The organism is Bacillus sp. NPDC060175 (assembly GCF_042728695.1).
Lineage (GTDB): Bacteria > Bacillota > Bacilli > Bacillales > Bacillaceae_G > Bacillus_A.
In genome coordinates this window covers 28,712-55,044 of record NZ_JBHWYR010000012.1, presented here as the reverse complement: position 1 = coordinate 55,044, position 26,333 = coordinate 28,712, and the positions used below count along the sequence as shown (strand labels likewise).

Annotated in this window: 28 protein-coding genes, 4 pseudogenes, 1 riboswitch and 1 other annotated feature; of the genes and pseudogenes, 10 read left to right on the top strand and 22 right to left on the bottom strand. The window is 34.6% G+C overall.

From position 1 onward, the window contains the following. Positions 1-480 precede the first annotated feature (480 nt). The 4 genes from ACFWDE_RS09020 to ACFWDE_RS09005 all read right to left on the bottom strand — a co-directional run bounded on the left by ACFWDE_RS09020 (position 481) and on the right by ACFWDE_RS09005 (position 3,960). Positions 481-1,239 (bottom strand): SDR family oxidoreductase, encoded by a 759-nt coding sequence (locus tag ACFWDE_RS09020; RefSeq protein ID WP_377891620.1) that lies wholly within the window; start codon positions 1,237-1,239, stop codon positions 481-483. Positions 1,240-1,295: 56 nt separating this feature from the next. Continuing rightward, a complete protein-coding gene (locus ACFWDE_RS09015; protein WP_002146600.1) occupies positions 1,296-2,960 on the bottom strand; it encodes a putative ABC transporter permease subunit in 1,665 nt (554 codons plus the stop codon). After that, the gene (locus tag ACFWDE_RS09010) at positions 2,953-3,678 is read right to left on the bottom strand and encodes an ABC transporter ATP-binding protein (protein WP_002146599.1); all 726 of its coding nucleotides are present in this window, start codon (positions 3,676-3,678) and stop codon (positions 2,953-2,955) included. Before ACFWDE_RS09010 ends, ACFWDE_RS09015 begins: the two co-directional genes overlap by 8 nt. 87 nt (positions 3,679-3,765) lie before the next feature. Continuing rightward, positions 3,766-3,960 carry a hypothetical protein gene (locus ACFWDE_RS09005; RefSeq protein ID WP_002142517.1) on the bottom strand — a complete coding sequence of 65 codons (195 nt, stop codon included), beginning with the start codon at positions 3,958-3,960 and terminating at the stop codon, positions 3,766-3,768. Positions 3,961-4,140: 180 nt separating this feature from the next. On the opposite strand from ACFWDE_RS09005, the gene ACFWDE_RS09000 reads away from it, so the two are divergent. Together ACFWDE_RS09000 and ACFWDE_RS08995 are read left to right on the top strand one after the other, a co-directional pair. Then, entirely contained in the window at positions 4,141-4,500 is a 360-nt protein-coding gene (locus ACFWDE_RS09000) for a DUF3796 domain-containing protein (RefSeq protein WP_377891617.1), read from the top strand. Beyond that, positions 4,488-4,688, top strand: a complete 201-nt coding sequence (locus ACFWDE_RS08995) for a helix-turn-helix transcriptional regulator (RefSeq protein ID WP_377891615.1) — start codon at positions 4,488-4,490, stop codon at positions 4,686-4,688. The genes ACFWDE_RS09000 and ACFWDE_RS08995 overlap by 13 nt, the downstream gene beginning before the upstream one ends. Positions 4,689-4,806: 118 nt before the next feature. Here the strand turns inward: ACFWDE_RS08995 and ACFWDE_RS08990 are convergent, their stop codons facing one another. After that, entirely contained in the window at positions 4,807-5,772 is a 966-nt protein-coding gene (locus ACFWDE_RS08990) for a tubby C-terminal domain-like protein (RefSeq protein ID WP_377891613.1), read from the bottom strand. Between the two features lie 256 nt (positions 5,773-6,028). Here ACFWDE_RS08990 and ACFWDE_RS08985 point away from each other — a divergent pair. Together ACFWDE_RS08985 and ACFWDE_RS08980 are read left to right on the top strand one after the other, a co-directional pair. Continuing rightward, positions 6,029-6,127, top strand: a pseudogene (locus tag ACFWDE_RS08985) (SDR family NAD(P)-dependent oxidoreductase); the annotation flags it as partial. 189 nt (positions 6,128-6,316) lie between these two features. Beyond that, positions 6,317-6,814 carry a DinB family protein gene (locus ACFWDE_RS08980; RefSeq protein ID WP_002146593.1) on the top strand — a complete coding sequence of 166 codons (498 nt, stop codon included), beginning with the start codon at positions 6,317-6,319 and terminating at the stop codon, positions 6,812-6,814. A gap of 492 nt (positions 6,815-7,306) precedes the next feature. Here ACFWDE_RS08980 and ACFWDE_RS08975 read toward each other — a convergent pair whose 3' ends face one another. From ACFWDE_RS08975 to ACFWDE_RS08955, 5 genes are all read right to left on the bottom strand, one after another. Next, the gene (locus ACFWDE_RS08975) at positions 7,307-8,017 is read right to left on the bottom strand and encodes a YjjG family noncanonical pyrimidine nucleotidase (RefSeq protein WP_377891610.1); all 711 of its coding nucleotides are present in this window, start codon (positions 8,015-8,017) and stop codon (positions 7,307-7,309) included. 48 nt (positions 8,018-8,065) lie between these two features. Continuing rightward, positions 8,066-8,980 carry a phosphotransferase family protein gene (locus tag ACFWDE_RS08970; protein WP_377891608.1) on the bottom strand — a complete coding sequence of 305 codons (915 nt, stop codon included), beginning with the start codon at positions 8,978-8,980 and terminating at the stop codon, positions 8,066-8,068. A 120-nt stretch (positions 8,981-9,100) separates the two neighbouring features. Then, positions 9,101-10,123 carry a tyrosine-protein phosphatase gene (locus ACFWDE_RS08965; RefSeq protein ID WP_377891606.1) on the bottom strand — a complete coding sequence of 341 codons (1,023 nt, stop codon included), beginning with the start codon at positions 10,121-10,123 and terminating at the stop codon, positions 9,101-9,103. A gap of 90 nt (positions 10,124-10,213) precedes the next feature. Continuing rightward, complete coding sequence (locus ACFWDE_RS08960) at positions 10,214-11,053, bottom strand: hypothetical protein (RefSeq protein WP_377891604.1); 840 nt, start codon at positions 11,051-11,053, stop codon at positions 10,214-10,216. Positions 11,054-11,104: 51 nt separating this feature from the next. After that, positions 11,105-11,827, bottom strand: coding sequence for a GNAT family protein (locus ACFWDE_RS08955; RefSeq protein WP_377891602.1), 723 nt, complete (start codon positions 11,825-11,827; stop codon positions 11,105-11,107). Positions 11,828-11,950: 123 nt separating this feature from the next. On the opposite strand from ACFWDE_RS08955, the gene ACFWDE_RS08950 reads away from it, so the two are divergent. After that, positions 11,951-12,790, top strand: coding sequence for a DUF2785 domain-containing protein (locus tag ACFWDE_RS08950; protein WP_002146581.1), 840 nt, complete (start codon positions 11,951-11,953; stop codon positions 12,788-12,790). 17 nt (positions 12,791-12,807) lie between these two features. Further along, positions 12,808-13,257, top strand: coding sequence for an NUDIX hydrolase (locus ACFWDE_RS08945; protein WP_377891600.1), 450 nt, complete (start codon positions 12,808-12,810; stop codon positions 13,255-13,257). Between the two features lie 173 nt (positions 13,258-13,430). Here ACFWDE_RS08945 and ACFWDE_RS08940 read toward each other — a convergent pair whose 3' ends face one another. From ACFWDE_RS08940 to ACFWDE_RS08915, 6 genes are all read right to left on the bottom strand, one after another. Continuing rightward, complete coding sequence (locus ACFWDE_RS08940; RefSeq protein WP_377891598.1) at positions 13,431-13,685, bottom strand: YbeF family protein; 255 nt, start codon at positions 13,683-13,685, stop codon at positions 13,431-13,433. 98 nt (positions 13,686-13,783) lie between these two features. Then, positions 13,784-14,164, bottom strand: a complete 381-nt coding sequence (locus ACFWDE_RS08935) for a VOC family protein (RefSeq protein WP_377891596.1) — start codon at positions 14,162-14,164, stop codon at positions 13,784-13,786. 61 nt (positions 14,165-14,225) lie between these two features. After that, complete coding sequence (locus ACFWDE_RS08930) at positions 14,226-15,266, bottom strand: ROK family transcriptional regulator (protein WP_377891594.1); 1,041 nt, start codon at positions 15,264-15,266, stop codon at positions 14,226-14,228. A 120-nt stretch (positions 15,267-15,386) separates the two neighbouring features. Next, positions 15,387-16,580 carry an MFS transporter gene (locus ACFWDE_RS08925; protein ID WP_377891592.1) on the bottom strand — a complete coding sequence of 398 codons (1,194 nt, stop codon included), beginning with the start codon at positions 16,578-16,580 and terminating at the stop codon, positions 15,387-15,389. Between the two features lie 69 nt (positions 16,581-16,649). Next, positions 16,650-17,213 carry a maltose acetyltransferase domain-containing protein gene (locus ACFWDE_RS08920; RefSeq protein ID WP_377891590.1) on the bottom strand — a complete coding sequence of 188 codons (564 nt, stop codon included), beginning with the start codon at positions 17,211-17,213 and terminating at the stop codon, positions 16,650-16,652. Positions 17,214-17,434: 221 nt separating this feature from the next. Beyond that, positions 17,435-18,433 (bottom strand): tryptophan--tRNA ligase, encoded by a 999-nt coding sequence (locus ACFWDE_RS08915; RefSeq protein WP_377891588.1) that lies wholly within the window; start codon positions 18,431-18,433, stop codon positions 17,435-17,437. A gap of 54 nt (positions 18,434-18,487) precedes the next feature. Continuing rightward, positions 18,488-18,695: a binding site (T-box leader), on the bottom strand. 137 nt (positions 18,696-18,832) lie between these two features. Here ACFWDE_RS08915 and ACFWDE_RS08910 point away from each other — a divergent pair. Next, the gene (locus ACFWDE_RS08910; protein WP_002146571.1) at positions 18,833-19,990 is read left to right on the top strand and encodes a 1-deoxy-D-xylulose-5-phosphate reductoisomerase; all 1,158 of its coding nucleotides are present in this window, start codon (positions 18,833-18,835) and stop codon (positions 19,988-19,990) included. A gap of 27 nt (positions 19,991-20,017) precedes the next feature. Here the strand turns inward: ACFWDE_RS08910 and ACFWDE_RS08905 are convergent, their stop codons facing one another. Both ACFWDE_RS08905 and ACFWDE_RS08900 read right to left on the bottom strand, forming a co-directional pair. After that, complete coding sequence (locus tag ACFWDE_RS08905) at positions 20,018-21,139, bottom strand: AI-2E family transporter (RefSeq protein ID WP_002146570.1); 1,122 nt, start codon at positions 21,137-21,139, stop codon at positions 20,018-20,020. A 63-nt stretch (positions 21,140-21,202) separates the two neighbouring features. Continuing rightward, entirely contained in the window at positions 21,203-21,451 is a 249-nt protein-coding gene (locus ACFWDE_RS08900; protein ID WP_000539737.1) for a GlsB/YeaQ/YmgE family stress response membrane protein, read from the bottom strand. A gap of 127 nt (positions 21,452-21,578) precedes the next feature. On the opposite strand from ACFWDE_RS08900, the gene ACFWDE_RS08895 reads away from it, so the two are divergent. Then, the gene (locus ACFWDE_RS08895; protein ID WP_377891584.1) at positions 21,579-22,139 is read left to right on the top strand and encodes a GNAT family N-acetyltransferase; all 561 of its coding nucleotides are present in this window, start codon (positions 21,579-21,581) and stop codon (positions 22,137-22,139) included. A gap of 43 nt (positions 22,140-22,182) precedes the next feature. Beyond that, positions 22,183-22,325: riboswitch (cyclic di-AMP (ydaO/yuaA leader) on the top strand. Positions 22,326-22,422: 97 nt separating this feature from the next. Continuing rightward, on the top strand, positions 22,423-22,566 hold the full coding sequence (locus tag ACFWDE_RS08890) for a hypothetical protein (RefSeq protein WP_000945246.1): 144 nt from the start codon (positions 22,423-22,425) through the stop codon (positions 22,564-22,566). A gap of 71 nt (positions 22,567-22,637) precedes the next feature. Here ACFWDE_RS08890 and tsaA read toward each other — a convergent pair. The 3 genes and pseudogenes from tsaA to ACFWDE_RS08875 form a co-directional block, all read right to left on the bottom strand. After that, positions 22,638-23,053 (bottom strand): annotated as a pseudogene (gene tsaA / locus ACFWDE_RS08885) (tRNA (N6-threonylcarbamoyladenosine(37)-N6)-methyltransferase TrmO). A 27-nt stretch (positions 23,054-23,080) separates the two neighbouring features. After that, a pseudogene (locus tag ACFWDE_RS08880) lies at positions 23,081-23,826 on the bottom strand (class I SAM-dependent methyltransferase). Positions 23,827-23,867: 41 nt separating this feature from the next. Continuing rightward, positions 23,868-24,410 carry a CGNR zinc finger domain-containing protein gene (locus ACFWDE_RS08875; RefSeq protein ID WP_063217606.1) on the bottom strand — a complete coding sequence of 181 codons (543 nt, stop codon included), beginning with the start codon at positions 24,408-24,410 and terminating at the stop codon, positions 23,868-23,870. A 112-nt stretch (positions 24,411-24,522) separates the two neighbouring features. On the opposite strand from ACFWDE_RS08875, the gene ACFWDE_RS08870 reads away from it, so the two are divergent. Continuing rightward, on the top strand, positions 24,523-25,719 hold the full coding sequence (locus ACFWDE_RS08870; protein WP_377891581.1) for an MDR family MFS transporter: 1,197 nt from the start codon (positions 24,523-24,525) through the stop codon (positions 25,717-25,719). An 82-nt stretch (positions 25,720-25,801) separates the two neighbouring features. On the opposite strand, the pseudogene ACFWDE_RS08865 reads toward ACFWDE_RS08870, so the two are convergent. Next, positions 25,802-26,185, bottom strand: a pseudogene (locus ACFWDE_RS08865) (hypothetical protein); the annotation flags it as partial. Positions 26,186-26,333: the final 148 nt, after the last annotated feature.

The following is a 26,333-nucleotide window of genomic DNA, read 5'->3' as shown; positions in this document are numbered from 1 at the left end:
CTATGTTTATATAATTTATCCCGCATTAACGGGCAGTAAGACTCCCACCTCAGAAGTCGGATGGTGCGAGGAAGTTAAGTGCGAGATCAACTGCCCGTAAACGCCCGATTGGTGAAGGCTAATAATCAGTGGAGGATAAACAGCCCCTCACTGATTAAAGTTTCACTTTATCCTCCCCTTTACGATTCGATTTCCCCTTAAAAAATCCCTTTTCATACGAAGTACCATCTTTCCGACAGTAATCTTCATAATAATACGTACAAAAAACGATAAATTTATTTTAATATTCGAGTTTTTTCTACTTCATTTTTCTCTTCTGTAGCAAAAGAAAAAGAGTATGTTGTCACATGAAGATTTTCAATCTACAAATGACAACATACTCTCCTATCATTTTTTTATCTTTCTTGACATTTTATTTATACAAAAAAATAAAATAATTACTATTTTTTTTGTTTCTCAACACTTGTTAACATAATACTTTTATGAAAAACCACCGTTCGAATGAATGACTTGCCCAGTAATCCACTTCGCCTCTTCACTTACTAAAAAAGCAATTAAACGTGCAGCATCCACCGGTTCTCCAACTCTACCTTGCGGGAATTTCCATACTAAATGATGCTGTAATTCCTCTGTAATCCATCCTGTATTGGTTGGTCCTGGATCAACAGCATTGACTGTAATCCCCTTCTCCATAGCTACTGGTGCAACTGACTTTGTAAATGCTTCTATTGCTCCCTTTGTTGCTGCGTATGCCAGTTCATCTGGCATTGGCGCTAGTGACTGACCAGAAGTAAGATTGATAATACTTCCACTCGTTTTAAGTGAAAAATGTTTCATAAATAATGAACTTAATAGCATAGGAGCACGAACATTGACCGTATAATGTTTATCTAACTGCTCTACATCTAACTCTTCAATTTTCGTATGAGTAGAATACGCCGCATTATTAATAAGAATAGATGGCTCACCTAAACGTTCTGATGCCATATACAATACACGATTAGATGAATAAGACTGCGATAAGTTGATTTCTGCCATTTCACATCGAACGCCGTAACTTTCAATTTCCTTTTTCAACAAAAAGGGTTCTCGATCATTCATTCCCAACGGCATTGCTTTATCGTACCGAGGCCAGTACGTGAAAAAGACGTCTATCCCCTTTTGAGCAAGCACCTTGCATACAGCTGCACCAATTCCATTCAGACGAGTTGCCCCTGTTACAATTGCTATTTTCTTCACCTTTTCTCCTCCATCTATAGATATATCCTCTGCACGAATACAGAGGATATATCTTCTTATTGAATATTTGACAATATACGCTCAGCGCCTAATTTTAAAATTTTAATAAAGATATAATTTACAATCGTAAACATTACAAATAAAACGATAAACATAATCCAAAGTCCTACCTGAAGGACAAAGTATAATACACTTACTCCCGCTACAATAACTAAAGCTATTAAAATATTAGCTAAAAAATTCCACAAAGTTGTGTATCGACTTTTAAATAATTTTTGTTCTGTATCCCAATGTATATCTGCAGTTTGTGCATCCCAGCGCGTACCGATTAAATTAATTAACAATAACCCGTTCGCACTTAGTAAGAACCAAAGTATCATGAAGACTGGCGAAATACCTGCTACAACTGCCATTGTAATACCGAATACTGCTAAAATGACCACATTAATTAACCAAGCAGTTATTGCTTTCGCAAAAAAGATATCCGAAGCCTTTACTGGTAAATAACGATTCACAAACCAAGAGCTTCCATCTCGAGAAAATGACGTTGTTGCAATAACGTTACTCCCCATTAAAAATAAGGATGCACAAAGGCCAACACCAATTGCGAAACCTGCAGATTCTGGATTATCAATATATTCCGTAATCCATTTTAAATTTCCATCTTGTACAAATAAAACAAAGAACAGCATAATTGGCATAACGAACGTTTGCACAATACAATTTAAGAAAAATTGTGGCGTGCGGAATAACGTTTTAAATTCTTTTTTCACATATGCTTTTAAATGAGAACTTTGTACCGTTGATTTCTGTAAACCTTCTGCTGAAATTACCTCTTTCTTTGCTGTGCTCGTTGAAAGTCCAATAACCCCTTTCAAATATGTACGCCCTGCAATGTAATAAAACAGCCCGAAGAACGCGATAGAAATAAGAACGTAAATAAGAACGTATAATAAGCCTTTCCACGATGCATTTTCTACTAATCCCATCGCTCCAAAATATGTAGTTGGAAAATAATTTGTCATTTGTATGAAAAGTGAGGATTCATTATTTGCAAGATAATTCACAACTGAATCTCCAGCTCCAGATACTGCACTTTTATTTCTCCATTGCATAAATACATTGATTCCGACGATAAATAGTATGCTTACAATTCCAATGAATATATTCCCTCGATCTTTATTTTTCGCTATATTCGTATACCTCATAATAATTGTCATAATTAACGAAGCTAAAACTAGCGGAATGATCGGGAAGAATAAGTAAATGACAATCATGTAAATGTAATATGTAATGAAAGCACCACTCTTTAAACCGTAAGTAATAAAGATAGGCAATAAAATAAACGAGCTCATTACGTATTGTGTAATTAACACTGTAAAGAACTTTGCCGAAATAATTTGCGCTGGTTTTAACGGTAAAGGTAGTAACATTTCAACATCATTACTATAGTAAAACACAGTTAAAATGTTCATAATACTCATCAAAAATACCCATATACTAGCAATCGCTAATCCCATCGCAATAACAATTCCTGGATTTTGTCCGAGGTGTATCATTCCTTCATATATTCCATGGGTCATCGAACCGAAGATTAAAAAACCTACAAATAAAATGGCTGCAAATGAAAATAAATATGCCCATCGTTTCTTTTTATCTGCTATGAAATCTGCATAATTTAATTTCAATAATACCTTCGTTAACGTCCATATTTTACTCATTGCCCGTCATCTCCAAGAACATTTTTTCAAGTGATTCATTGGATTTAAAATGATCTCTCATTTCATTTAAATTCCCTTTAAACTGCAAATTCCCCTTATTAATAATAGCGACACGGTCACATATTTTTTCCGCCACTTCTAATACGTGTGTAGAGAAAAATACAATCTTTCCTTTATCCGCATGTTCTCTCATCATTTCTTTTAAAATATATGCAGATTTCGGATCCAGCCCTGTTAATGGTTCATCTAAAATCCATACATCTGGCTCATGTATAAGCACACCAATAATAACAATCTTTTGCCTCATACCGTGTGAATAACTTTGAATTTGATCAGATAAAGCATTATAAAGATCAAACTTCTTCGCTAAAGACTCTATTCGTTCTTGTCTTACTTCCTTCGGTACTTCATACATATCAGCCATAAAGTTTAAATATTCAATCCCTTTTAATCGTAAAAACATATCCGGGCTATCTGGAACATAGCCAAATGTTTTCTTCGCTTCCATCGGATTTTTCATAATATCTTTACCATTGATTGTAATGGTCCCTTTGTCCACCCCGTGAATACCAGTAATCATCTTAATTGTCGTTGATTTACCTGCACCATTCGGTCCTAAAAACCCAAAGATTTCTCCGCTAGGTACAGATAAACTTAAATCTTTTACTGCGTAGTTAGATCCATTATAACTTTTTGACACATTCACAATTTCAATCATTACATCCAATCCTTTCCTTAATTACCAATTAACTATATTAACATTATAGCATACTTATATTTTAAGATTTTTACATTTTTCAGTTTTTTAACCTTTAAAATAAATATAAACTCCTAATCCAACGATTAAAACAACGGCTAATATAATATAAATCATCGTAAGTCGTTTAATATTTCCTTTTGTCGCTTTACTATAATTCGCATCACCATTTCGCCCAATTAACACCGTTCCAATTACAGTAATCACTACAAGTAATATAACGATCATTATCCCAGTTAACATTTCTTCCTCCCCCTCCTTACAAATATTTTACGATATTTCCCTTTTTATTTTACAGAATTTTTAACCTTTTTTACTATTATTATGAAATAAACCGCAAAACTATTATAACTATGAATTTCCATATGTGATATATTTATAACATATAGTGATTTATTTCTAACATTGAAAGGAGAATCTATCGTGAAAACAACTTGGATTAAATATTTAGGATTTCTCGGTTTCTTTGGGTTTCTCGGATTTTTTTACGAAAAAGGATTGTTTACTATGTTCTGTTTCTTCTCCTTTTTCACGACATATAGAAAAGTTCATCACGATGAGCTTTTTGAACAAATCGTCAATAAATCATGCCGCAATGCCTTTATCGTTACATTACTAACAACAACTATCATTATGTTTATTGAAATGCTATTTCCTAATCCAGTTTTACAAGAACTTGATATCGCCATTATTTTCAGCACACTCATCCTTACATTCGGATTCTCTATCTTCTTTTACGATAAACCAGTGGATGAAATGGAAGATGCACCATGGCGTTCGTAACGAAGATAAAAGAATACCGCGCCAAATTGCATATGACGCAGGAAGATTTAGCGAAAAAGGTTGGTGTACGTCGTGAAACGATTAGCCACCTTGAAAAAGGAAAGTATAATCCTTCCTTACAGCTTGCTCACGATATAGCGAGAGCACTGCATAGTACGATTGATGAGGTTTTTATTTTTGAGGATTAATAAAAAATACCGGCATTCTTTCCATGAAGAATGCCGGTATTTCTCATTTATTCCGCTATTTGTGGGAGTTGGGCTGATAATCCGTCGGGTATGCCCCCCCCCCGCTGATTATAGTTTATCACCCATACAAAACCGCATGAAATACGCCTAACAGTAAGTATTGATCCTGTATATAATCCTCATCATATACATTCATCTCGATGTAATACATATCTTCCTCAAGACGAATATTCCAATCTGCGATTACATAGCCCTTTCGTAATAACTTTCCAATCCCAAGTGAATTTTTGTGAACAACATATTCTTCTGTCTTATACGTAAAGGTAAATACGAAATTTGCATCCAATAACTTTCCGTCACATACAATTATTTCATGCTCTGCATCATTATTATCGATGTACGTTACTAAAATCCTTCTTTGGCGCCGCCTACTTACATCCTTTGTAATGACGCGAATATTGTCCTTACTATCCTTTATTTCATAATTGATATTGCTACCAACTTTCGGAATGAAGTCTAGCACTTTCATCAACGTATTTTTATAATAGCCCCGTACTACACTTACTTGTTTGCTTCCATTGTAAACCTCTATCGTCATCGTATCTGCTTTACTATCACACAGTCGTTTGTAAGAAAGCTGCATCATTCGCTCTCCTCTTAAGTACTGATCAAACGTCACAGGATATTCTATCGCGCGCAGTTCCTTATTTAGCTCATACAAATAGCGTTGAACACTCTCTACTAATATAGTCGTAGATATACGCTCTTGAAGTTCAAATTGTTGCCAACCGGAAGAAATTCTCCACTGATTGTCGTCCTCTTCATAGAAGAAGCTAAGAATTAACTCTTCCTGGTCAATCGTTTCATAATTCATATGTATGTTCTGCCCGTGTTGAACTTGTTCCATCCACTGTCCTAAATAAATGCCCAGCTCTGCGACCTTCATGCATGACTTTTGAAAAAGTACTCTGTCACCCACACAAATCGTTAAATCCCCTTCGATAAAGCCATTTGTATAAGCAACATACCGTGGCTCATCCTTCTGTGGAATAGCCTTGTCTAACTCAAATAAAAACGTTAACATCCTTCACTCACCTCTAGTTGTTACACAGCTCATACCTGACATCGCATCACTCTGATAAACTATGTATATACGTACATTTAATTCATGCATTATAACACGTAAATGACCTTAGTATGGTAGCGCTATTTTTTCTTTGCGAATTCCCTCATAATAGAATAACTATCCTTTTATTATTTTTTCTTGACTTAGAGTTCACTCTAACCATTATAATCAACTCATAGTTCATTCACAATAAAATCAATTGGATAAAATTCAGGAGGGATCGGAAAAGCTAAAATCAAAAGTGGCTGACATTAACGCAGACCTGGATGTTGTCATTCGAACCTTTGATTTATCTGTTACTACAATTGTACATTAAGGTATTAGTCAAATAAAAATCAACGATTTCCTGTACGTTAAGAAGTCAATGATTCTTGTAATTTTTTCCTTATTTTACTTTCTCTTAATAGTCGTAAAGCTTCTATAATATATTTAGTGCATATAAAAGAGACGGAACCATAAAATCAGCAAATTAGAAAATAAAACAGGATGGGAGTCAATTATTATGGAGCAATCAAATAAAGCATTTAGCCAGGCACTAGTAAAATCGTTAAGAGGAGAAAGAGGACATCTTCCCATCAAGAATGCTTTGTCGGATATAGACGTGGCGCTTGCAGGAAAACGCAGAGAGGAACTGCCTTATTCTATTTATCAATTAGTAAAACACATGACCTACTGGCAAGATTTTCTCTTATTATCCGCTCAGGGGAAGAAGCCAGCATTGCCTGCCCATGTAAAAGAGAGCTGGCCTGAAGAAGAATGGCCTGGCAGTGAGGAAGAGTGGCAACAAATTATTCAGTATTTTCTTCAAGGGATTGAACAGGCATGCACGATTGCCCAAACTGTTCAATTGGACAAAACATTGGAGGAATGGCCTGGTGAAACCCCTGGTGGCGTTCTACGCAATATTGCATCTCATAACTCCTACCATTTAGGAGAAATTGTGCTGATTCGCAGATTATTTAGTGCTTGGCCACCGCCAACAGGCGGATATCCGGTCTAAACAAGGAAAGGGTTCCACCCCATGCCCATTACTTAAGATTTTGGATTACCCCCAAAACGAAATTTTTACCACTTTACAGTTATTTATGAGAATTAAGTTCATTTTTTTCATTACTGGGGAACAAACATTTTTTTAACTTGATGGAGATAGGGTACAAAAATACAAATTTCATCTCCGAAAAAAATAAAAAAACGATTGCTCGGATCCTAAGAGACAATCATTTTTTCTTTTTAAGCTGTTTGTAATGACCAATTACAAACAGCTTAAAATATTATTTAGTACTATTTCTGTTTTCCAAAACCTTCTCCACATTAATCCTCAATTTCGATTCCAGCTTGTTTAAATGGTTCTAATTTTATTTCTTTTTTCTTTCAGTAAAATCATTTTGACTTGGTTCCATCTTTTTTTGTTCCATACCTTAGTATATGAACGATTTTTCAAATATATCTACCGTAACTTAAAATATCAACTAATCGAAAAATCTTAACGCTATTAAAATGCAGCTACCTTTTCTTCCGCCACTTCCACAATTTCTAAAATTTGTAGCAGACTCTCCACTTCATAAGTCGGCTTAACACTCGTCGCATTCTCTTTCAAACTTGGATTATACCAACACGTATCAATACCGTAATCTTCTCCGCCTTTCATATCAGAAGTTAGCGAATCTCCAACCATTAGTACACTTGATTTATCTGTAATCCCAAACTTTTCAAACGCATAATCAAAAATCTCACCCGCTGGTTTTTGGTGGCCAACCTCTTCAGAAATAATAATATGATCAAAGAAGTTACATAAAGGTGAATTTCCGATTCTTGATTGTTGCACTTTTGTATATCCGTTCGTAATGATACCTAACTTGCAATCTTGAAGATTCTCACATAATTGCACTGCACCTTCTATAAGATGTACTTCTTTCCCTAAGTTTTCAAGGTATACATCACTAAATTGCTGCGCATCTACTTCTAGATTATGAAGGACAAATAATTGTCTAAATCGATCTACCGCTAATTCACTTAACGTAATCATTTTATTCTCTAAATCTCTCCACAATCCATTACTAATCTCTTTATAACTTGCAAGATAATCATTATACCCTGTAGGCATACCAAATTGTACAAACGTGCTATGCAATGCGTTTCTTTCCGTTTCAGGGAAATCTAATAATGTATCGTCTACGTCGAATAATATAACTTTGTATTTCATGATGTTCTCCTCAATTCCTATTTTCAAAACTTCATTTTCATAGCTTAATTATAAGCTTTTATATATTTCATTATAAAGTGCTTTGACTCGCTCTTTATAGAATACACCTTTATCCTTTATTTTCAAATGTGCTATAAATAAGTTTGCTAGCATGACCGCTGTATCTAGTCTATAAAATAAATTAACAATATGAGGGGTAGCATTAAAGATACTATCATTCTTATATCCATCTTTAAATTCATCCCAACTAACCTCATTTGTTTCAGCTATTCTCATAAGCTCCAATAATGGATGACCAATTAAAGCGTTATCCCAATCAACTATTGCTTTAACTTCTCCATTATACCCAATTAAATTGGCTGGTCGAATGTCCATATGTAATAAACACTTTACATGATTAGCTGTACTAAGAATATGTTCAATTGTTTGTGCATCTGGAAGTTTAATACCACAATTCGTAATTGTATTAAAACCTTCTACTCGTTTCACAATACGTTCCGCTATATACTTACTAATTGGCTCTTTAATATTCTGCTCGTAATGTAAACCTTCAATTGGCATACTATGAAGCTTGCTGACTAACTCCCCTATTTCGTATGCAGAAATTGGCATATGATCCGTAGCCACATAATCCGATATTAAAAAATCAAGTTCGGTAGAAAGATGCAATCCGTGTATACTTGGTACTGGAATACTTTTTGAATGACAATACTTAGAAAGCTCTGCTTCCTTTAGCAACGAAATCCGACTATTAAATACATCTTCATTTATATTTTCTACTTCTCTTTCCCACGGCACTCGAAATGCTAATGGCCCTTTTTCTGAATCTCCGCGAAATACGATATTTTGCACTCCCGTTCCAATCACCTTTAAATCCTGAACAGCTAATTCCTTATATTCTTGACTTAATATTGTTGTTAGCTTTCCCCTTAACTCTTCTGCCTTTAAACGTGTATGAATCATTCTATCCCCCGATTCGTATGTTCTTTGCACCCATTTCCCCCAGGGTGCACAGCATCCTCATAAACAAAATTATAGCAACAATAATAAAAGGAGGCTAATCCAAATCAGCCTCCCTCCTCGTTATTTATCTTCTAGCAATAACACTTTCATTTCCTCTAACGACTCTTTCGTAAAGCCAAGAGCTTTTTCAGCATATGCTTCAACTGATCCATATTGCTTTTGGATTTCATTCATTGCAGCTTGTAAATACTCAGCGCGCGCTTCAAACATTGCACCTAATATTGCTCTACTTTCATCGTTTTGTAATTTTGCACCTAAAAAGGCCATCATTTTTTCGTTTAACTTTTCACGGAAACCGTTACTTAGTAAGTAGTCTTCCATTACTGTTTTTTCTGGTACACCTAGTAAAAGTAATAATAACGCTGAGCCAAATCCAGTACGGTCTTTTCCAGCTGTACAATGGTTTACTAACGGTAAGTTTTCCGGATTTTGCGCGAGTTTTAAAAAGCTCACGAACGCCTCATTACCACTTACAAAATCTTGATTCATTTTCACAAGGTATTCCCCTGGTTTTCCTAACACAGAAAGGTCACCAACTTGGAAAAACTCATTTATATTTAAGTCTTTCGCCAAATCTTGCATAACTGGTAAGCACACTTGACGAGCACCTCTAACACTTGGGTTCGGCTTATGCTTTACTTCAAAGTCTGTACGGTAGTCACAAATTAACTTTAAGCCCGACTTCTGTAAATACTCGATATCCCACTCTGTTAGTCCTGCTAATTCTTCAGAGCGGTACAATTTGCCCCATTTTACTTTACGGCCCTCTGTCGTTTCATACCCTCCCATATCACGGAAGTTAAACGCACCTTGTAATGGTAATCTGCGCTCCGCGACTGTAACTGCTTGTCCATTATTTCCTACTAACCTAAAATAGGGACGCTCATTCTCACTCGGGTTTTCAATTATACATGATGATTCTCCATTTACCGTTACAAGTAATTCACCATTTTCTTCAATATGATCTGGTGAATTACTCCAATAAATTTTCACTTCTTCTATATTATTTTCCCACTCTATATGTAACATATTATCTTCATTTCGTTCTACAGTTGCTTGTAGCCAATTTCTTTGCTGCTTCATACTTTCACCAACGCTTTCTTCGTATAGTCTAATCCTTCTCTATTGTATTATAGGAAAGCTTACTTTGTCGTTCCGATTTTCCCTTTTATCTTACAAACATGCAAAAAGTTCTTTTACTTGTTCAAAGTTTGTACATGGATTCCCTCGAAATACATATGCGATTTGTTCATTGCCTAAATCCTCATATACAACTGTTCCCCGATCTCTATGCGAATAAAACTCTAACCCGTTTATAATCTGTTTCACGCCATAATTCGTTGTCCATGAAGAAACAGGATAGTACGCTTTGTTTTTATGCTTACAAGCCCAAAGTGCATATAGTTTATTATATTCGTCCCAGTATACATACTGCGTTTCATCATTTCCTAATCCGATCGATTCGAGCTTCCAGCTTAACTTTTCATGAACTAGCAATTTCGAATATGTTACGTCATCTGGAAAATTCCACTCTCGACATCTTCCTATCTCACCAATTCCACCTATTTTCGCTTGAAAGCTTAATAAGTGAAATGGTGTATGTAATATCGTTGTCGCAAACTCCTTATTTACCGGCTGTAACCCGAATAAGAGTCTTTCTATTTCATCTTGTTTTACATATCCACGATCAATAGAAATTTCAATTTGTGTTTTCCATTTAGATGTAACATAACTTTCTTTCCCCTTATAATTTATACCTTTCCAATACACAAGCCCTTTATATTGAAAACAATCTCCTTTTGCCTGAGAAATACAACTATCAGGAAATGCCGGCTCCATTATATCGAGGAAAAACTCTTTTACCCGAAACATTCCAGATGGCGTAACGATCTGAAACCAAAAAGTTTCCCACTTTTCACCTTCATAACATTCTGAAACTTTTTCAATTTCCCAGCCTTCTAACAATACCTCTGGATACAGTAAAGTGAAAGAATGTATTGTTTGCTTTAACATATATACTCCCCTCCCGCTAAATGAGTTCGAGAGAGTACATTATTCATCCTTCTAAAACTTTCTCACATATCGCTCAGTAGAACTGAGAAGCTGACATCCGTTCTTCCCAAAAACATCCTTCATCCACTCATTTTGTATATTTGTCTCGCCAATATAATAAGATGCACCTATTTCTTTTAAGACAAACATCGCCCCTGTAAATAATGCTGCTTCATACCCTTTATTTCGCATATTTGGAGTGACTGCGAAATACATCAGTTTCCCTTCTTCTAACGTACCTCTCTCAATATGCGGGATTACAATTCCTATTGGCACTTCACTTGCAACCGCTGTTAAACAATGCTCTTTCCATTGCCCACCAATTTCTTGTTCCATCATATGTACAAATTGATTATAATCGACTTGTTCTCCCGTCACTTCATTCCACAGTGAATAAAAAATGTCTTCTCCTACTTCTTCAATTAATTTAAAATCAATATCACTTTCTATATCTTCTACTTCGTATATATCTTTAAATACAATCATGTTTTCAGTAATATATTCAAATGAATACGTTTCGAAGCATTTCTTATACACATTATAATTTGGGCTTTTTGAAGAAACCTCAAAATGTAGTTTTTCTAATCCTTCATTTTCTGCCTCAGCAACGCAATATTGCATCATCTCTTCTAATTGCTCTTCTGTAAAAATCTCTGCGTTATTTTCTTTTATTGTTATAGAAGAAGCACTTCTTCTTATTTTAAAATGTTTTTCTAACTGTTCTATTGTCGTCATATTCTTCCCTCATCTATGTCATACTCGAATTTCTAATGGTTCTCCTTGCATGAGCAGGATTGTCCTTGAATATATAGAATACTAGAAAAGATCGCATCTTTAAAGTGCGGAGGAGGTTCTCCATTGGATATTACAGCACTGCAACAACAGTTAGAGCTTATACAACAAAATGATTATTCGCAAATGCAACATATAGATATAAATGAGTTAACAATCCATATGCTTCAGCATATCGGAACGACTGATAATTACGTTCGTTATCAGCTTATTTATAAATGTTTTTCTCACTTTATTCACGATGAAGTACTTCTCGACGATCAACTTAAATTACTTTTACATACTTGTCTAAGCGATGAATACTTATACTGTGATATTAATTCCCCATATACAGATGGGGTTTTCACACGCTCCTATACTGTTTCTTTAATTGCCTTAATACTCCAATTTTCCAACTCCCATTACTTTCTAACAGAGGAGGATATTGCAGAAATAAAACAAAAACTCATTACATATACAAATTTAGAAACTGATTTTCGGGGTTATATTGAAGAGAAAGGTTGGGCTCATTGTATTGCACATGTTTCCGATGCATTTAATGAAGTAGTTCATAATTCATATACGACCTTTGAGTGGTATGAAGAGCTCATTCATTGTTTATTAAATAAAATCTTCATTCCATCTGATATTTTTCATAATAACGAAGATGAACGTATTGTTACGCCGTTAATATCAATGCTGTATCATGACTTCTCGCAAGATGAGTTAATTTCAATTATTCATAAAAAAATAAAAAGGCTTCCTCAAATTAGGAAACGCCTTTCTCTTAATGAGTATTGTATTTTATGTGCTAACATTAAAACATTTTTACGCACATTATACTTTAGAACAAAAGATGATCATAACTTAGCCTATACAGCACGTAAAACAGAAAAAATGTTAAAAGAACTTCCAAACTATTATTAAATACAAGGAGAAAAATTATGGGTTATATTGAAGACGTAAGAAATCTAGTAGGAAATCACCCACTTATATTAATAGGCTCACACGCCATTATATTAAATGAGAAAAATGAAGTATTACTGCAGCTCCGGACAGACTTTAAACGCTGGGGTATTATTGGTGGCGCCTTAGAATATAACGAGACGTTAGAAGATGCTTTAAAACGAGAAGTATTTGAAGAAACTGGGCTTATCATTAAAAATCCAGAACTGTTCCGTACATACTCAGGACCAGATTTTTTTCAAATCTATCCAAACGGCGATCAAGTACACGGTGTACTCGTTGTTTATATTTGCCGAGAATTCCACGGTGAACTTGTATGCGATCAAATGGAATCGAAAGAACTGCGCTTCTTTTCACTTGATGAACTACCTAGTAACCTTCCTCCTGTTATTGAGAGGATTATTAGGGAGTTTCAGCACTCCAATTAAAAAACGTTACATGTAGTTAAGATAGAATGCTTATTTTTATTTTAAATAGAAATAAAACAACCTCATTTCCCGTCATAATAACGCGAAATGAGGTTATTATCGTTCACCGTAAATCCCTATTGCCCCCAAAATAACTACTTTATTACATTACATCTCTTAATAACTAATTGATATTAGTGCTCTTTTTCTACATCTTTATATCCCTTTACAAATAAGATAGTTATATAAGAAATAACGAATGAAAATATAGTATACATGCCCACCCAAAAGAAAAATGGTGGATCGTACAATGTAACATTTAACATAAGAAAAATAAGAAATGTTACCATTGGCATCATGTAAAATGTACCTACTTTATATGTCAAAGCTATTGAAAAAATACAAATAAGCAATGGATATATACAGAAAATAAAAATTGACTCACTCAATGTTATGTCCCCCTTTCTGAAGAAATAATAGATTTCTCGTAAACATTTTGGGGAACAACAAAGTTTTATATTTTTATCAGTTATTAGTAAATAAAATGTCAGATTGTTATCTCAATCTGATTTCCTTCAGGATCACTTACTACACTTTCATAATAACCATCTCCAGTAGTGCGTGGGCCGTTTAACAGAGGGTATCCTGCTTCTCTTAACCTATCCGTTAATTGGTTCACTTTTTCTTTGCTACCTACAGAAAAAGCCATATGCGCATATCCTATTACTTGTGTTTGTATTTTATCGTCTATCCCTACTTGTCTCATAAGTTCTAGACGTGCGCCACTTTCAAAAGTTATAAAATACGATTCAAACTGTTTTTTCGGATTGTGATATAATGCGTTCGCTTCACCATTGAAGTATTGTTTATAGAAATCACGCATAACTTCTAAATCATTCACCCAAATTGCTACATGTTCAATTTTCATAATCGACACCTTTTCTTTTATGTTATTCAACTGACAATTGGATGCTTCATTGCCAGCACATTTAATTTTCTTTATTTGTTCTCGTAATCATAAGATCAAGTCCAAGGCTTTTTAATCCATATAAATAATCTTCTTTCCAATTACTCACTGTTATTTTCGGAATATGTTCTGCCGGGATATACTGCGGACAACTTTTTACAATTTGATCTATTACGAATTGGTTCACTTCATCATCACAGAAGATGAATCCATGAGGGTTAATAATAGCTATACATGTAGCTATTAAACGAGTAATCGCATCTATATTATATCCCTCTGGATTATTGGAATTTTCAACTTCTTCTCCACTTCTTAAAGCTTGCAGGAAATTTTTATTATCGTACTGCGGAACGAAAGATATCTCTCCTGAGAAAAATGTACTTCCGCGTACGACATCTCCATTTACCATAATTCCCGCACCTGGTCCATTTTGACCTGAATACAAATATACAAGAGAAGAATTGTCATTATTTCCCGTGTTTTTATGATAGCCGAGCACTGCAGCATTCATATCGTTTTCTATTACTACAGGTATAGAAAACCGTTCCTCCAAGTGACTTTTCAAATTAAAATTTTGGAACTTTTCATATCCAGGGATGTAGAAAATACGCCCATTATCGACCGCACCAGGAACACCAATTGATATAGAACTTATTTTTGGAAACGTAGCTATAAGACTTTCTATATGTTCTGTTAATACGCTTAGGCCAGTATCAATTAATGCACTTGAAGTACTCCCTTGTTCTTTTACTTCCCCTAAACAGTTAAAAATTGTATAGTTCGTCTCATTTCTCTCTAAAAATATCGCTAAACCTAACATATATTCTGGATTATATTCATATCGTTTTGCTCTTCTTCCGCCACTTGAATCATCTAAACCAGCTAAAGTGACTTCACCGTCTTGTTTCATATTTTCTATAAATTTACTTATCGTTGGAAAACTAATTTCTAATGTATTACTAAGTTCAACTTTCGTTGCACTACCTCGCTCTAGAAGAGCTGTACGAATGCCGCGGAGTATTGTCTCTTTAATCGATTTTTGAGTAATAAATTGTTCACTCAAATCGCTCACCACCTTAATCAACATACTTATTAAACACTTTTAATAAGCTGCGTTGACAATATATCATACATCATTTTCTAAAGCAATAGAGATGATATATTTCTACTAGCGGCACCGTATTTAACTCGATGTATTCTCTCTCGTAACAGACGATACAATTCCAGACAAGATAACAAATAATAAAACAGCTAGCAAGGCATTACGTATTCCAAATGCTTCTCCAAGTATCCCTAAAAATGGTGGTCCGACTAAAAACGCTGTAAAACCGATTATAGAAACTGTAGCAACATTTGAAGTCGCATTTTCACTGTCATCTCCAGCAGCAGAAAGCCCAATCGGGAAACCTAACGACGCACCAATCCCCCACAGCACTACACCAACTGCTAGAAAATACGAGTTACTCCCCGATATTACGATTAAAATTCCTATAATCGCCATAATAATAGTAGTACGTATGACAGCGACACGACCGAATCGATCAAGGAAATAACTACTACACATACGAGCTAATGTCATTGCCAACACAAAAACGGTGTACATAATAGAACCTGTCACTACACTTTGTTGATGTCCGTCCACCATTACGATAGGTAGCCAATCATTTGCACTTCCTTCTGCAAATGCCATTCCAAGCACGAAAAGACCAATTAAAAGCACCTTTTTTTCCATACGTAAGGACGTACGCTTCGCTCGCTTTTTGTTCCGCGATTTCTCCTTCTTTCCTGTTCCATGCGGAAGAAAACGATACAACATACATACAAGTAATACAAACACGACCGAAATCGCAAGAAACTGATACAGAATCGGGATGTGAAGCGAGATGGCGGCAGAACCACTGAGCGCGCCTATTAAAGTTCCTATACTAAAAAAGCCATGAAATTTCGGAAGAAGAGTTGCTCCTAATTTCTGCTCAATAGAAGAACCTTCTACATTCAATGCGACTTCTGCTAATCCATATCCTACTCCAAATACTAGTAAGCTACTAAAAGCCCCCATACTAGAAACAAAATAAATAGTAATACCTAAACAAAGTAATCCAACAATCATAAAAAACATACTGCCTATAATAACGTCTCTAGCTCCCTTACAGTCAATAAAGCGACTTGCACTCAGCAAACCGATTATTGAACCGACAGATAGTCCGAACAAAATCCAGCCCATTTCTGCATTTGACACTGCTAAAATATCTCGAGTAGCTACTGTTCTTGAAATCCATGTAGCAAATGCGACGCCTGGCAAAGCAAATAAGAGAAAAAGAGCGTTTCGAGAGGCACGTAATGTCTTTGTATGATTGTCTGCACTATATTTCTCCATATGAAACACCTTTCAAATTGTCTATACGATATGACACTAATTTATTTATGCACTGATGAAAAACGATTTCTATTCGTCTATCGTTTTAATAACTTTGGCTGGGTTACCACCAATAACTACATTATTAGGTACATCTTTTGTCACAACTGCCCCAGAGGCTATTACAACATTATCTCCAATTGAAATACCAGGGTTAATAATAGCTCCTCCGCCAACCCAAACATTGTTGCCTATCTTTACAGACTTCCCATATTCTTTGCCAGAGTTCCGTTCCACCGGATGTAACGGATGAGTAGCAGTATAAATGTGGACACCAGGTGCAAGCATACAGTTATCACCGATTCGCACTTCACAAACGTCCAAAATAACACAATTAAAATTTGCGAAAAAGCTCTTTCCAATGTGGATATTGTAGCCGTAATCACAACGAAAATCAGAGTTAATGTGTGATTTCCCGTCAGCTGAAGAACCTAAAAGCTGCTCTAATAAGGTAAAGCGGTGCTCATCACCAGTCTCCATAGCCTCGTTATAAAGGCGTGTTAAACGTTTTGCCTCAATTCTATCAGCTACTAATTCTTCGTCATCCGGCATATACATTTCTCCCGCCAACATCTTTTCTTTCTCAGTTTTCATACACTCCTCTCCTTTGTTATCGAATGAATTACACTTATTAAACATGTTTAATAAGTGACTTTAATGATACTTATTAAAGTAGTTTAATAAGTATCCCTATATTAGCATATTTTTTAATATATGCAACTAATAAGTTTAGAAAGAAAATGTGCCTCCTCACTTCACATACAGATATAACGAATAAATATTTAAGGTTCATACAGAAAAAAACAAGGGAACGCTTAACGTTCCCTCTCAAATCCAATCCGTTTTTTAATTTCCGCTAAATTTATCTTCGCAATAGCCCGCGCCCTCTCAGCACCTTTTTCTAATGCTTCATATAGTAAATAGGGTTCATTCATATACGTTGCGTATTTTTCCCGAGGTCCAGCTAGCTCACGATCTACAACGCGGAATAACTCTTTTTTCACATCGCCCCATCCGATTCCAGTCTCATACTTTTCGCGTAACGCCTGATTTTCGTCCTCTGTCGCAAATTCTTTATATATTGTAAATAACGTTTCTAGTTCTTTCGGTTCATTCGGAAGTGAGGAATCTGTTTTTATTTTAAATATTAACTTTCTTAGTTTTTCTTGCTCTGCAAATAATGGGATAACATTTCCGTAACTTTTACTCATCTTTCTTCCATCAAGTCCCGGTAAAATTGCCCCTTCTTCTTGCACTACATACTCAGGAAGTGTAAATGTCGTGCCAAATGTATGATTAAAATACGTCGCAATATCACGAGCGATTTCAATATGCTGGATTTGATCTTTTCCTACCGGTACATGAGTCGCTTGAAATAATAAAATATCAGCTGCCATTAAAATCGGGTACGTATATAATCCCATATTAACTCCTGCATCGATTTCTAATCCTGCTTCTTTATTTTGCTCCACCTTCGCTTTATACGCATGGGCACGGTTCATAAGTCCTTTCGGGGTTAAGCAAGCTAATATCCAAGCTAACTCTAAAATTTCCGGCACTTCTGTTTGTCGATAGAAAATAACATCTTCTCCAAGTCCAAGTGATAACCAAGTAGCCGCTACCTCTTTCGTATAACTACTAAACTTCTCTGGATCATGAACAGCATTTAACGCATGATAATCAGCTATAAAGTACAATGCTTTTCCTTCATTATTTTTTGACATTTGCAATGCAGGTTTAATTGCACCAATATAATTTCCTAAATGCGGATAACCTGTCGGCTTAATTCCTGTTAACATTATTTTTTCACTCATACTAACTCCTCCTTTCTCAAAATAAAAAAAACAAAAAGAGCCCCTCATCCTTAAAAAAAGGACGAGAGACTCCCGCGGTACCACCTTTATTAGCTATCATTATAGCTCACTTCAGCTTCTTAACGTGAAGTAACCGTCTTTACCTACTCATTTCAGTAAGAAGCTCCAGAGCCCATTCCATATTCATCTCTTACTGATTCCCACCACATATCAGCTCTCTGAAAAGGTTTGAATATGTACTCTTCTCTTTCATTGCTTTTAGTTATTTTTTACAGTTTATCACATTCCCTTTCCAATTAAACCCTAATTTTCTGTTTTATATAGCAGGAATTCCCACCTTAATTGTCTAATAATATATAGGTTTGCAGAAATAATCGTAACAACTTTGGAGGTTTTTTCATGGTAAAATATATATCCATTTTAGGTTCAACAGGATCCATTGGTACATCTGCATTAGATGTCGTTTCAGCTCATCCTGAACATTTTAAAATCGTCGGTTTAACCGCAAATTATAATATCGATCTTCTCGAAAAACAAATCGAGTCGTTTCAGCCTCGTATTGTAAGCGTAGCGACAAAAGAATTAGCGGACACATTACGTTCTCGTATTTCAACAAATACAAAAATTACATATGGAACTGATGGTTTAATTGAAGTATCTACCCATCCTGATACAAATCTTGTATTAAGTTCAGTTGTCGGTGTTTCAGGTCTACTCCCAACAATTGAAGCATTAAAGGCGAAGAAAGATATCGCCATCGCTAACAAAGAAACTTTAGTTTCAGCTGGACATATCGTAACCGAACTAGCGAAACAAAACGGATGCCGCTTAATTCCAGTCGATAGTGAACATTCAGCTATTTTCCAATGTTTAAATGGGGAAAATAATAAGGAAATCGAAAAATTAATTGTTACAGCTTCTGGCGGCGCTTTTCGTGATAAAACACGTGAAGAAATGAAAACATTACAAGCGAAGGATGCATTAAAACACCCAAACTGGTTAATGGGCGCAAAACTAACGATAGATTCTGCCACGTTAATGAATAAAGGGTTTGAAGTGATGGAAGCTAAGTGGCTATTCGATATTCCTTATGAAAAAATTGATGTTATGATTCATAAAGAAAGTATCATTCACTCTTTAGTAGAGTTTATTGATGGATCAGTCATGGCACAGCTCGGTGCCCCTGATATGAGAATGCCGATTCAATATGCGTTTCACTACCCTACTCGACTACCTTCATCCTATGAAAAATTAAATTTATTAGAAATTGGTAGTTTGCATTTTGAAAAACCAAATTTAGAGAAGTTCCCCTGTCTACAATATGCATTTGAATGTGGAAAAATTGGCGGTACAACTCCAGCTGTATTAAATGCAGCGAACGAAATTGCAAATGCACTATTTCTTAAAAATGAAATTACATTTTTCGATATCGAAAAAACAATTTACAATACAGTTGAAGCTCATCATAACGTAAACGACCCTTCACTCGATGCTATATTAGAAGCTGATCAATGGGCACGCCAATACGCAAATCAATTATTAATAAAAAAGAGCTAAAACAGGTTTCTCTGTTTTAGCTCTTTTTTACGTATTCAATTTTACAAATCTATAACTATGTGTAACTAACACTTTTAATATCGCATACCCTGGAATTGCTAAAACTATCCCCATAATACCGAATAAGTTTCCAGCAGTTAAAATGATAAATATAATTGTAATCGGATGGATATCTAGCTTTTTCCCCATTACTTGCGGGGAGATAAACTTACCTTCTGCTAATTGCACAACCATCATAACGATAATTACCTTTAAAACCATTCCTGGCGAGTCAATAAATGCGATAATTAACGCTGGAGTTATTGCGATAACTGGACCTACGTACGGAACGATATTTACAATCATCGCTAAAATAGCAAGTAATACCGCATATTTAATACCAATAATAAGGTAACCAATTAATAGCATAATACCGATAAACAAGCTAACGATAATTTGCCCTCTTATATACGAACTAATCGCATAATGCATATCATCTAGTATTCTCTTTGCTGCCGGTTGTCTTTGCTCTGAAATAAACTTCAAAAAGTGATTCGGTAATTGTTCACCATCTTTTAATAGATAGAACAATATAAACGGAACCATGACAAATGTTAAAACAACTTCTGTAAGTGTACTTAAAAATCCAGTTACATTTCCAGTTACTGATGATAATGACTTTGTAAAATCAACTGTGTAGTCTTTTACTATATTCGCTACATCAATATTTAAATTCTCCTGAATTTTACCGAGTAAATTACTTTCCCCAAATCTACGTGCTGCTCGTTCGATTTCATGACCGAAATACGGTAAGTTATCTATTAATGCATCAATTTGATCTTTAATAATAGGGATAACCGTTACAACTAAAAACACAAATAATCCTAGTACTATTAAATATATCGAGGCTATCGATACGATTCTTGAAACACCTTTCTTTTCTAAAAGTGAAACGAATGGGTGCAAGATATAAAATAGCACTCCGGCTAATAATACCGGGAAGAAGATTGTTTTTAAAAAGACGATAAACGGGGTAAAAACGAAAGAAATTTTTGTTAGCAATAATATGTTAATGAACAATAATGCAAATCCAAGTAACACTGCTAAATAATTTTGTTCTCTAAAAAACTTTTTTAACTTGTCTCTTTTTCTTATATTTACTTTCTCCAATGAAACCACCTCTTTGAATGATGAAAAGCCCTTCCTCAGGGCTTTTCATCATTATCTATATCTTTATTTCCTTGCAGCTTTCACTACAAATGATACAATAAGAATTAATACGATTGCTCCTAATAATGCTGGCACGACATGAATTCCACCAAATGATGGCCCAAAAGATCCAAATAATCTACTACCTAACGAAGCACCTAATAAACCTGCGATAATATTTCCGAACATACCACCTGGGAAATTTTTACCCGTTATAGAACTAGCAATTGCACCTATAATAGCACCAACTATTAATGTGATAATCCATCCCATTTTTAGTCCTCCATTTCTATTATAGTTTTGTATGATCAAATACAAGAGTAACAAAACTATAATATAAGATTACTAATTCATTTACACTAACCATATTCTGCTATAAAAATAAACGCAAGAACATTTTATGTATGGAGATACATATATTATATGCAAAAAAGAAAAATATTGTCAAACTTACCCATCAATCAATTATATTAATATATCATATTCAAAGGAGGCTTCATTATCTATGATTCATAAGTTACATTCCAGTTCTTTTGAGGTAGCAGCATCCATTTTTCAGATTCAAATTCCAGCTTATAAAGTTGAAGCAGATTATTTAAACAGTACTGCAATACCCCGTTTATATGATACTGTAAACGATATTCAAAGTTGCGTTGAAACATTCTATGGATATTTTTCTGAAGATAAACTTGTCGGCTTTATTTCTTTTATACAAGAAGCAAAGCTAATTGATATTCACCGACTAGTTGTATCGCCTGATTTTTTTAAAAAAGGAATCGCAACGAAACTCCTACTTTATATATTTAACATGTTCCCTTCTTCAATGGCATACATTGTACAAACAGGTAAAGCAAATACCCCTGCTATTGCATTATATAAAAAACACGGCTTCATTGAAGTAACCGATATAACAATTACCGATCGTATGATTCTTACACAACTAAAAAGACAGAAAACATAAAATAGTTTGACTCATTAATTTATTTATGTTATCTTTTACTTTATAAAACCTTTTGCTGAGTCCAAATTTTGGAGCGGGGGAACCATTTTTGTAGCCATGCTACTTGGGGCGAATCTTATTTAAGTAGGGAAACTCTCACTTCCCGAGTCCGACAGCTAACCTCGTAAGCGTAATGGGAGAGGAAGGTGCTTTTTGCCTATGTTACACAGTATACCTCCTTAGTTATAAATATGGGAACGATACCAATTAAAAACCTATATTTATAGAAAAGGAGAGATGTATTATGTTACGTTTATCTGATCACGCAATAAAAATGATGGAGCAAAGACTTCGACTCGAACAACATCGCACATATCAAGCAAATAAAGTTGTAGATAACTTACATCACAAATACTTTTTTCAGCATATTTTTCAACCGAAGAGATAAATAAACCATGCATACAATATTTAACACAAAAAGATTTGCAATTATGAACTGCAAATCTTTTTGTATTAGCATTAAAAATAATCTTGCATCAATTTATTCATCCAATCTGGAACACTAACATTTTCCCTTGCATCAAAAGCAGCAATATATGGTTTTATATCTAAAATAGCCGTTTGATCATTAGCATCTAATCCTTGCACAGTCATAACATTATTTTCAATGGACAATATTTCAACAGTAGTAATTCCAATAGGGTTTGGACGATACTTTGTCCGTTGCGCAAAACATCCTTTTTCATCTAAATCACTTAGTCCCCTTGGCTTTCTAGCCCACGACTCGTTATTTTCTTCCTGGAAATCATTCATATAAAAAATAACAATTGCATGATAGTAATCCTCAAGGCCAGCTAATCCTCCAATATACTCTGGATATATATTAATGTTAGAAATAATACTTCACCAATTTTCACCATATTAATATGACTCATTTTTTCCCCTTCTTTATGCAGCATTATTTACTTCCTTACCTTAATAATGAACGTCGTCGGCACCATCCTAGCTTTATATAAAGAATAATACTTCGTAGAAGGCTCCGCTAGTTCTTCATCAAACGAGCTAGCTGGTTTGGGTTCTTCTATTCTCTCAATTGTAAAACCAACTCTATTTAACTCATTTATGTATGTACTCATTTTTCGCTTATATAATGTCGCTTGTACATCTTCCCCTTTAAATGTTTCAAACGTAATAGGAGTTTCTTCATGATAAGAGGAATTTAAAACAATCTCCTCTGTTCCGTACAGTAAGTTTGAATATATCGGATGCTCCCAGCTAAAAATAAAGCTTCCACCTGGCTTTAAATATGAATACATAAGCTCTAATGTTTTTTCTAAATTTGAAGTCCAACCTAATGCATAGATGGAATATACAATGTCAAAATACTCTTTCGGAATTTCCACTTCTTCTTCCATTGCTCCACATATTAACTTTGGATCCCAGCCCTTTAACGTTTCATGTGCCGTTTCAATTTGTGTACTTGAAAGATCAATTCCTCTGCCCCATGTTCCACCATATATTGCAATGAGTGTCCACTCCCACATCCAATATCAAGAACCTTTTTATTTCTGATTGAATCAAATAGATGAATTTCATCTTCAGACGCTGTATACGGGCCGTATTTTGGTAAACAATCAACTTGAAAGAAATATGGTGCAACTGTATCCCAACACTTTTTATTTAAAGCTAACATTTGTGTGCCTTCCATATCCTACATTCCCCCAACCGATTTTTTCTTCTCATAATAAATTACACATTATAACCCGATCTTCCTTTTCTCTTCGCTCGGTAATTTTTCACTTTTGCAATTGTACCGCACGCTCTTCCGCCTTCTTCCCCAGCATACATACCGCACCATCTTTTACTTCCATTACGCGAATGATCATAAAATACCCAGCGACAATCTGGACAGGCTTTTAACCTTCCCCACGACTTTTCTTGAATCGCCATTAAAACAATACTCAATACTTTTGTATACACATTCTCTTCTTGCACCGGTTCATATGTAACACTTTTCATATCTCCCTTTATATGTACATGAAATGGGTATTTTTCTAACCATTTTTGCAACGATCCTTCGCCTTCAATTGTTAACCGGATGTCTTCTCGAAAACTTTTCAATTCATCTATTGTATGAAATGAAAACTCTTCATGAAAATATTTTTTCATAAATTGCTTTATATCACCTTCTGTTTGTAGCAAATCAATTGGCTCTCTCGTATCGTTTGGTATTTTCCATGTATTTAAAAATTCCCGAATATATTCTAATTCATGTGGTGCATTCTGATTCAATTCCATTCACCTTCTTCTTAAAATTTACTTTTTTCTGACTTTATGTATAATTATAATATAAAATAGTTAACCATCAATTAATTTTACCGGTTACAAAATTAGGAGGAGTTCTATGAAAAATTTCTCAATACCGATACGTTTCATGCTTATTTCTTCATTTTTTATGTCTTTTGGTTATTTTGCGGTATTTGCATTTTTAGCTATTTATCTATTAAATTTTCTCCACTTTTCAGCCATGCAAGTCGGAACAGTTTTGACGGTTATGACAATCACATCAAGAGTTATCCCTTTATTCTCAGGATTAATCGCGGACAAAATAGGCTATATCATTATGATGATAGCTGGATTATTTTTAAGAGGAATTGGGTTTATTGCTTTAGGAATATACTCTGATTTCTATACAATTTCTATTTCTTCCGCACTTATTGGCTTTGGAACTGCATTTTACGAACCTGCTGCTCGCGCTATATTTGGCTCACAACCAGCTCATATGAGAAAAAATTTATTTACATATTTAAACCTTAGTTTTAATTGCGGTGCAATAATCGGACCAATCGCAGGAGGTTTTTTACTCTTACTCGATCCGATTTATGCTTTCTCTCTAACAGGATTTCTTATGCTGATATTCGCTTTAATCTTTTACTTACTAAAAAACCACTTCCAAGTTTCTACTGAAAACACGTCTATTACATTAGGAATACAGGCAATTTTACAAAACAAATCTTTCCTTCTGTTTTCATTTATCATGATTTTCTTCTATATTATGTTTACTCAGCTTACTGTCGCACTTCCACTTCATATGAAAAACATTAGTCATAGTAATCAACTTGCTACACTAGTTATTACGATAAATGCAATAACAGGCGTCATATTTATGGTATTATTCCGAAAACTATTTCACAAACACAACACCCTTTCGATTATTAAATACGGTGTTTTATTAATGAGTATTTCCTTTTTACTCATTCCTTTATTTCAAGACCCATATTGGCTATTTATTTGTGTAATTTTATTTACAATCGGTGAAACACTCGTATTACCTAACGCTGATATCGCTATTGCAAATTACAGTAACGAATCGTATACAGCTACTTACTTCGGATTTTATCAACTATCACTCGCATTTGGTTTTATCATCGGTAATTATACCGGTACATCTTTTACATCCAACTTAAACGGAATGTATACACCATGGCTTATTTTCGGCGGAATAGGACTTATTGGCTTTATTTCACTACATATTTTAAATATTAAAAAAGGGGTCTCTAAAGGGGATATATTCCTATCTAATGATACGAAACATCTTTAACATATTACAATTGAGATGGTACCTTTAGACAAGCGACCTATAATAAAAAAATTCGACCATCATGTTTGACAGTCGAATCTTTTTATTTTTCATATTCAAGGTGATTATGTCTTTTACAACCAAATAAATAACAAGCCCCTATATGATAAGTTTCAAAGTATAACCCTGGAACATATCCAGATTTGATACGTTCTTTCATTTTTTTATAACAATTATTCTCTTCTATATATTCCTCAATTAACTCTTTCTTATCGTTTTCTGTCCAGTTTTCTTCTATTTCTTCGTTCTTAACATCTTCTATTTCCACTTTCTTCTCTTCAATAGATTCCCGTATAACTTCATATATACGCGAGAAATCATTAGCTTTATATAGAGCATAAACAAATCTACCGATCCAATTGGGACTTTTCCAGTATTCTTTGTATCCCTTTTCGAACCATTCAATTGCCTTCTCGTTAATGTTCAAGTAACTACCTCCGAAATAAATGAATTCAACTATTCCATATTATAATTTTAAAATGTAAAAATTGTAATTTCCATAAAAAATAAGTTCGCTTCGTATTAAGTTCTTTCTCCTGTCTACATTTAATCATAAATTTGAATATCCAATTCGT

Excerpts from the sequence above, each read along its gene's own strand:
- ACFWDE_RS09015 (WP_002146600.1), bottom strand. The coding sequence starts at position 2,960 with ATGAGTAAAATATGGACGTTAACGAAGGTATTATTGAAATTAAATTAT.
- ACFWDE_RS09010 (WP_002146599.1), bottom strand. The coding sequence starts at position 3,678 with ATGATTGAAATTGTGAATGTGTCAAAAAGTTATAATGGATCTAACTAC.
- ACFWDE_RS09005 (WP_002142517.1), bottom strand. The coding sequence starts at position 3,960 with ATGTTAACTGGGATAATGATCGTTATATTACTTGTAGTGATTACTGTA.
- ACFWDE_RS08995 (WP_377891615.1), top strand. The coding sequence starts at position 4,488 with ATGGCGTTCGTAACGAAGATAAAAGAATACCGCGCCAAATTGCATATG.
- ACFWDE_RS08990 (WP_377891613.1), bottom strand. The coding sequence starts at position 5,772 with ATGTTAACGTTTTTATTTGAGTTAGACAAGGCTATTCCACAGAAGGAT.
- ACFWDE_RS08980 (WP_002146593.1), top strand. The coding sequence starts at position 6,317 with ATGGAGCAATCAAATAAAGCATTTAGCCAGGCACTAGTAAAATCGTTA.
- ACFWDE_RS08975 (WP_377891610.1), bottom strand. The coding sequence starts at position 8,017 with ATGAAATACAAAGTTATATTATTCGACGTAGACGATACATTATTAGAT.
- ACFWDE_RS08970 (WP_377891608.1), bottom strand. The coding sequence starts at position 8,980 with ATGATTCATACACGTTTAAAGGCAGAAGAGTTAAGGGGAAAGCTAACA.
- ACFWDE_RS08965 (WP_377891606.1), bottom strand. The coding sequence starts at position 10,123 with ATGAAGCAGCAAAGAAATTGGCTACAAGCAACTGTAGAACGAAATGAA.
- ACFWDE_RS08960 (WP_377891604.1), bottom strand. The coding sequence starts at position 11,053 with ATGTTAAAGCAAACAATACATTCTTTCACTTTACTGTATCCAGAGGTA.
- ACFWDE_RS08955 (WP_377891602.1), bottom strand. The coding sequence starts at position 11,827 with ATGACGACAATAGAACAGTTAGAAAAACATTTTAAAATAAGAAGAAGT.
- ACFWDE_RS08945 (WP_377891600.1), top strand. The coding sequence starts at position 12,808 with ATGGGTTATATTGAAGACGTAAGAAATCTAGTAGGAAATCACCCACTT.
- ACFWDE_RS08935 (WP_377891596.1), bottom strand. The coding sequence starts at position 14,164 with ATGAAAATTGAACATGTAGCAATTTGGGTGAATGATTTAGAAGTTATG.
- ACFWDE_RS08925 (WP_377891592.1), bottom strand. The coding sequence starts at position 16,580 with ATGGAGAAATATAGTGCAGACAATCATACAAAGACATTACGTGCCTCT.
- ACFWDE_RS08920 (WP_377891590.1), bottom strand. The coding sequence starts at position 17,213 with ATGAAAACTGAGAAAGAAAAGATGTTGGCGGGAGAAATGTATATGCCG.
- ACFWDE_RS08915 (WP_377891588.1), bottom strand. The coding sequence starts at position 18,433 with ATGAGTGAAAAAATAATGTTAACAGGAATTAAGCCGACAGGTTATCCG.
- ACFWDE_RS08910 (WP_002146571.1), top strand. The coding sequence starts at position 18,833 with ATGGTAAAATATATATCCATTTTAGGTTCAACAGGATCCATTGGTACA.
- ACFWDE_RS08900 (WP_000539737.1), bottom strand. The coding sequence starts at position 21,451 with ATGGGATGGATTATCACATTAATAGTTGGTGCTATTATAGGTGCAATT.
- ACFWDE_RS08895 (WP_377891584.1), top strand. The coding sequence starts at position 21,579 with ATGTATGGAGATACATATATTATATGCAAAAAAGAAAAATATTGTCAA.
- ACFWDE_RS08890 (WP_000945246.1), top strand. The coding sequence starts at position 22,423 with ATGTTACGTTTATCTGATCACGCAATAAAAATGATGGAGCAAAGACTT.
- ACFWDE_RS08870 (WP_377891581.1), top strand. The coding sequence starts at position 24,523 with ATGAAAAATTTCTCAATACCGATACGTTTCATGCTTATTTCTTCATTT.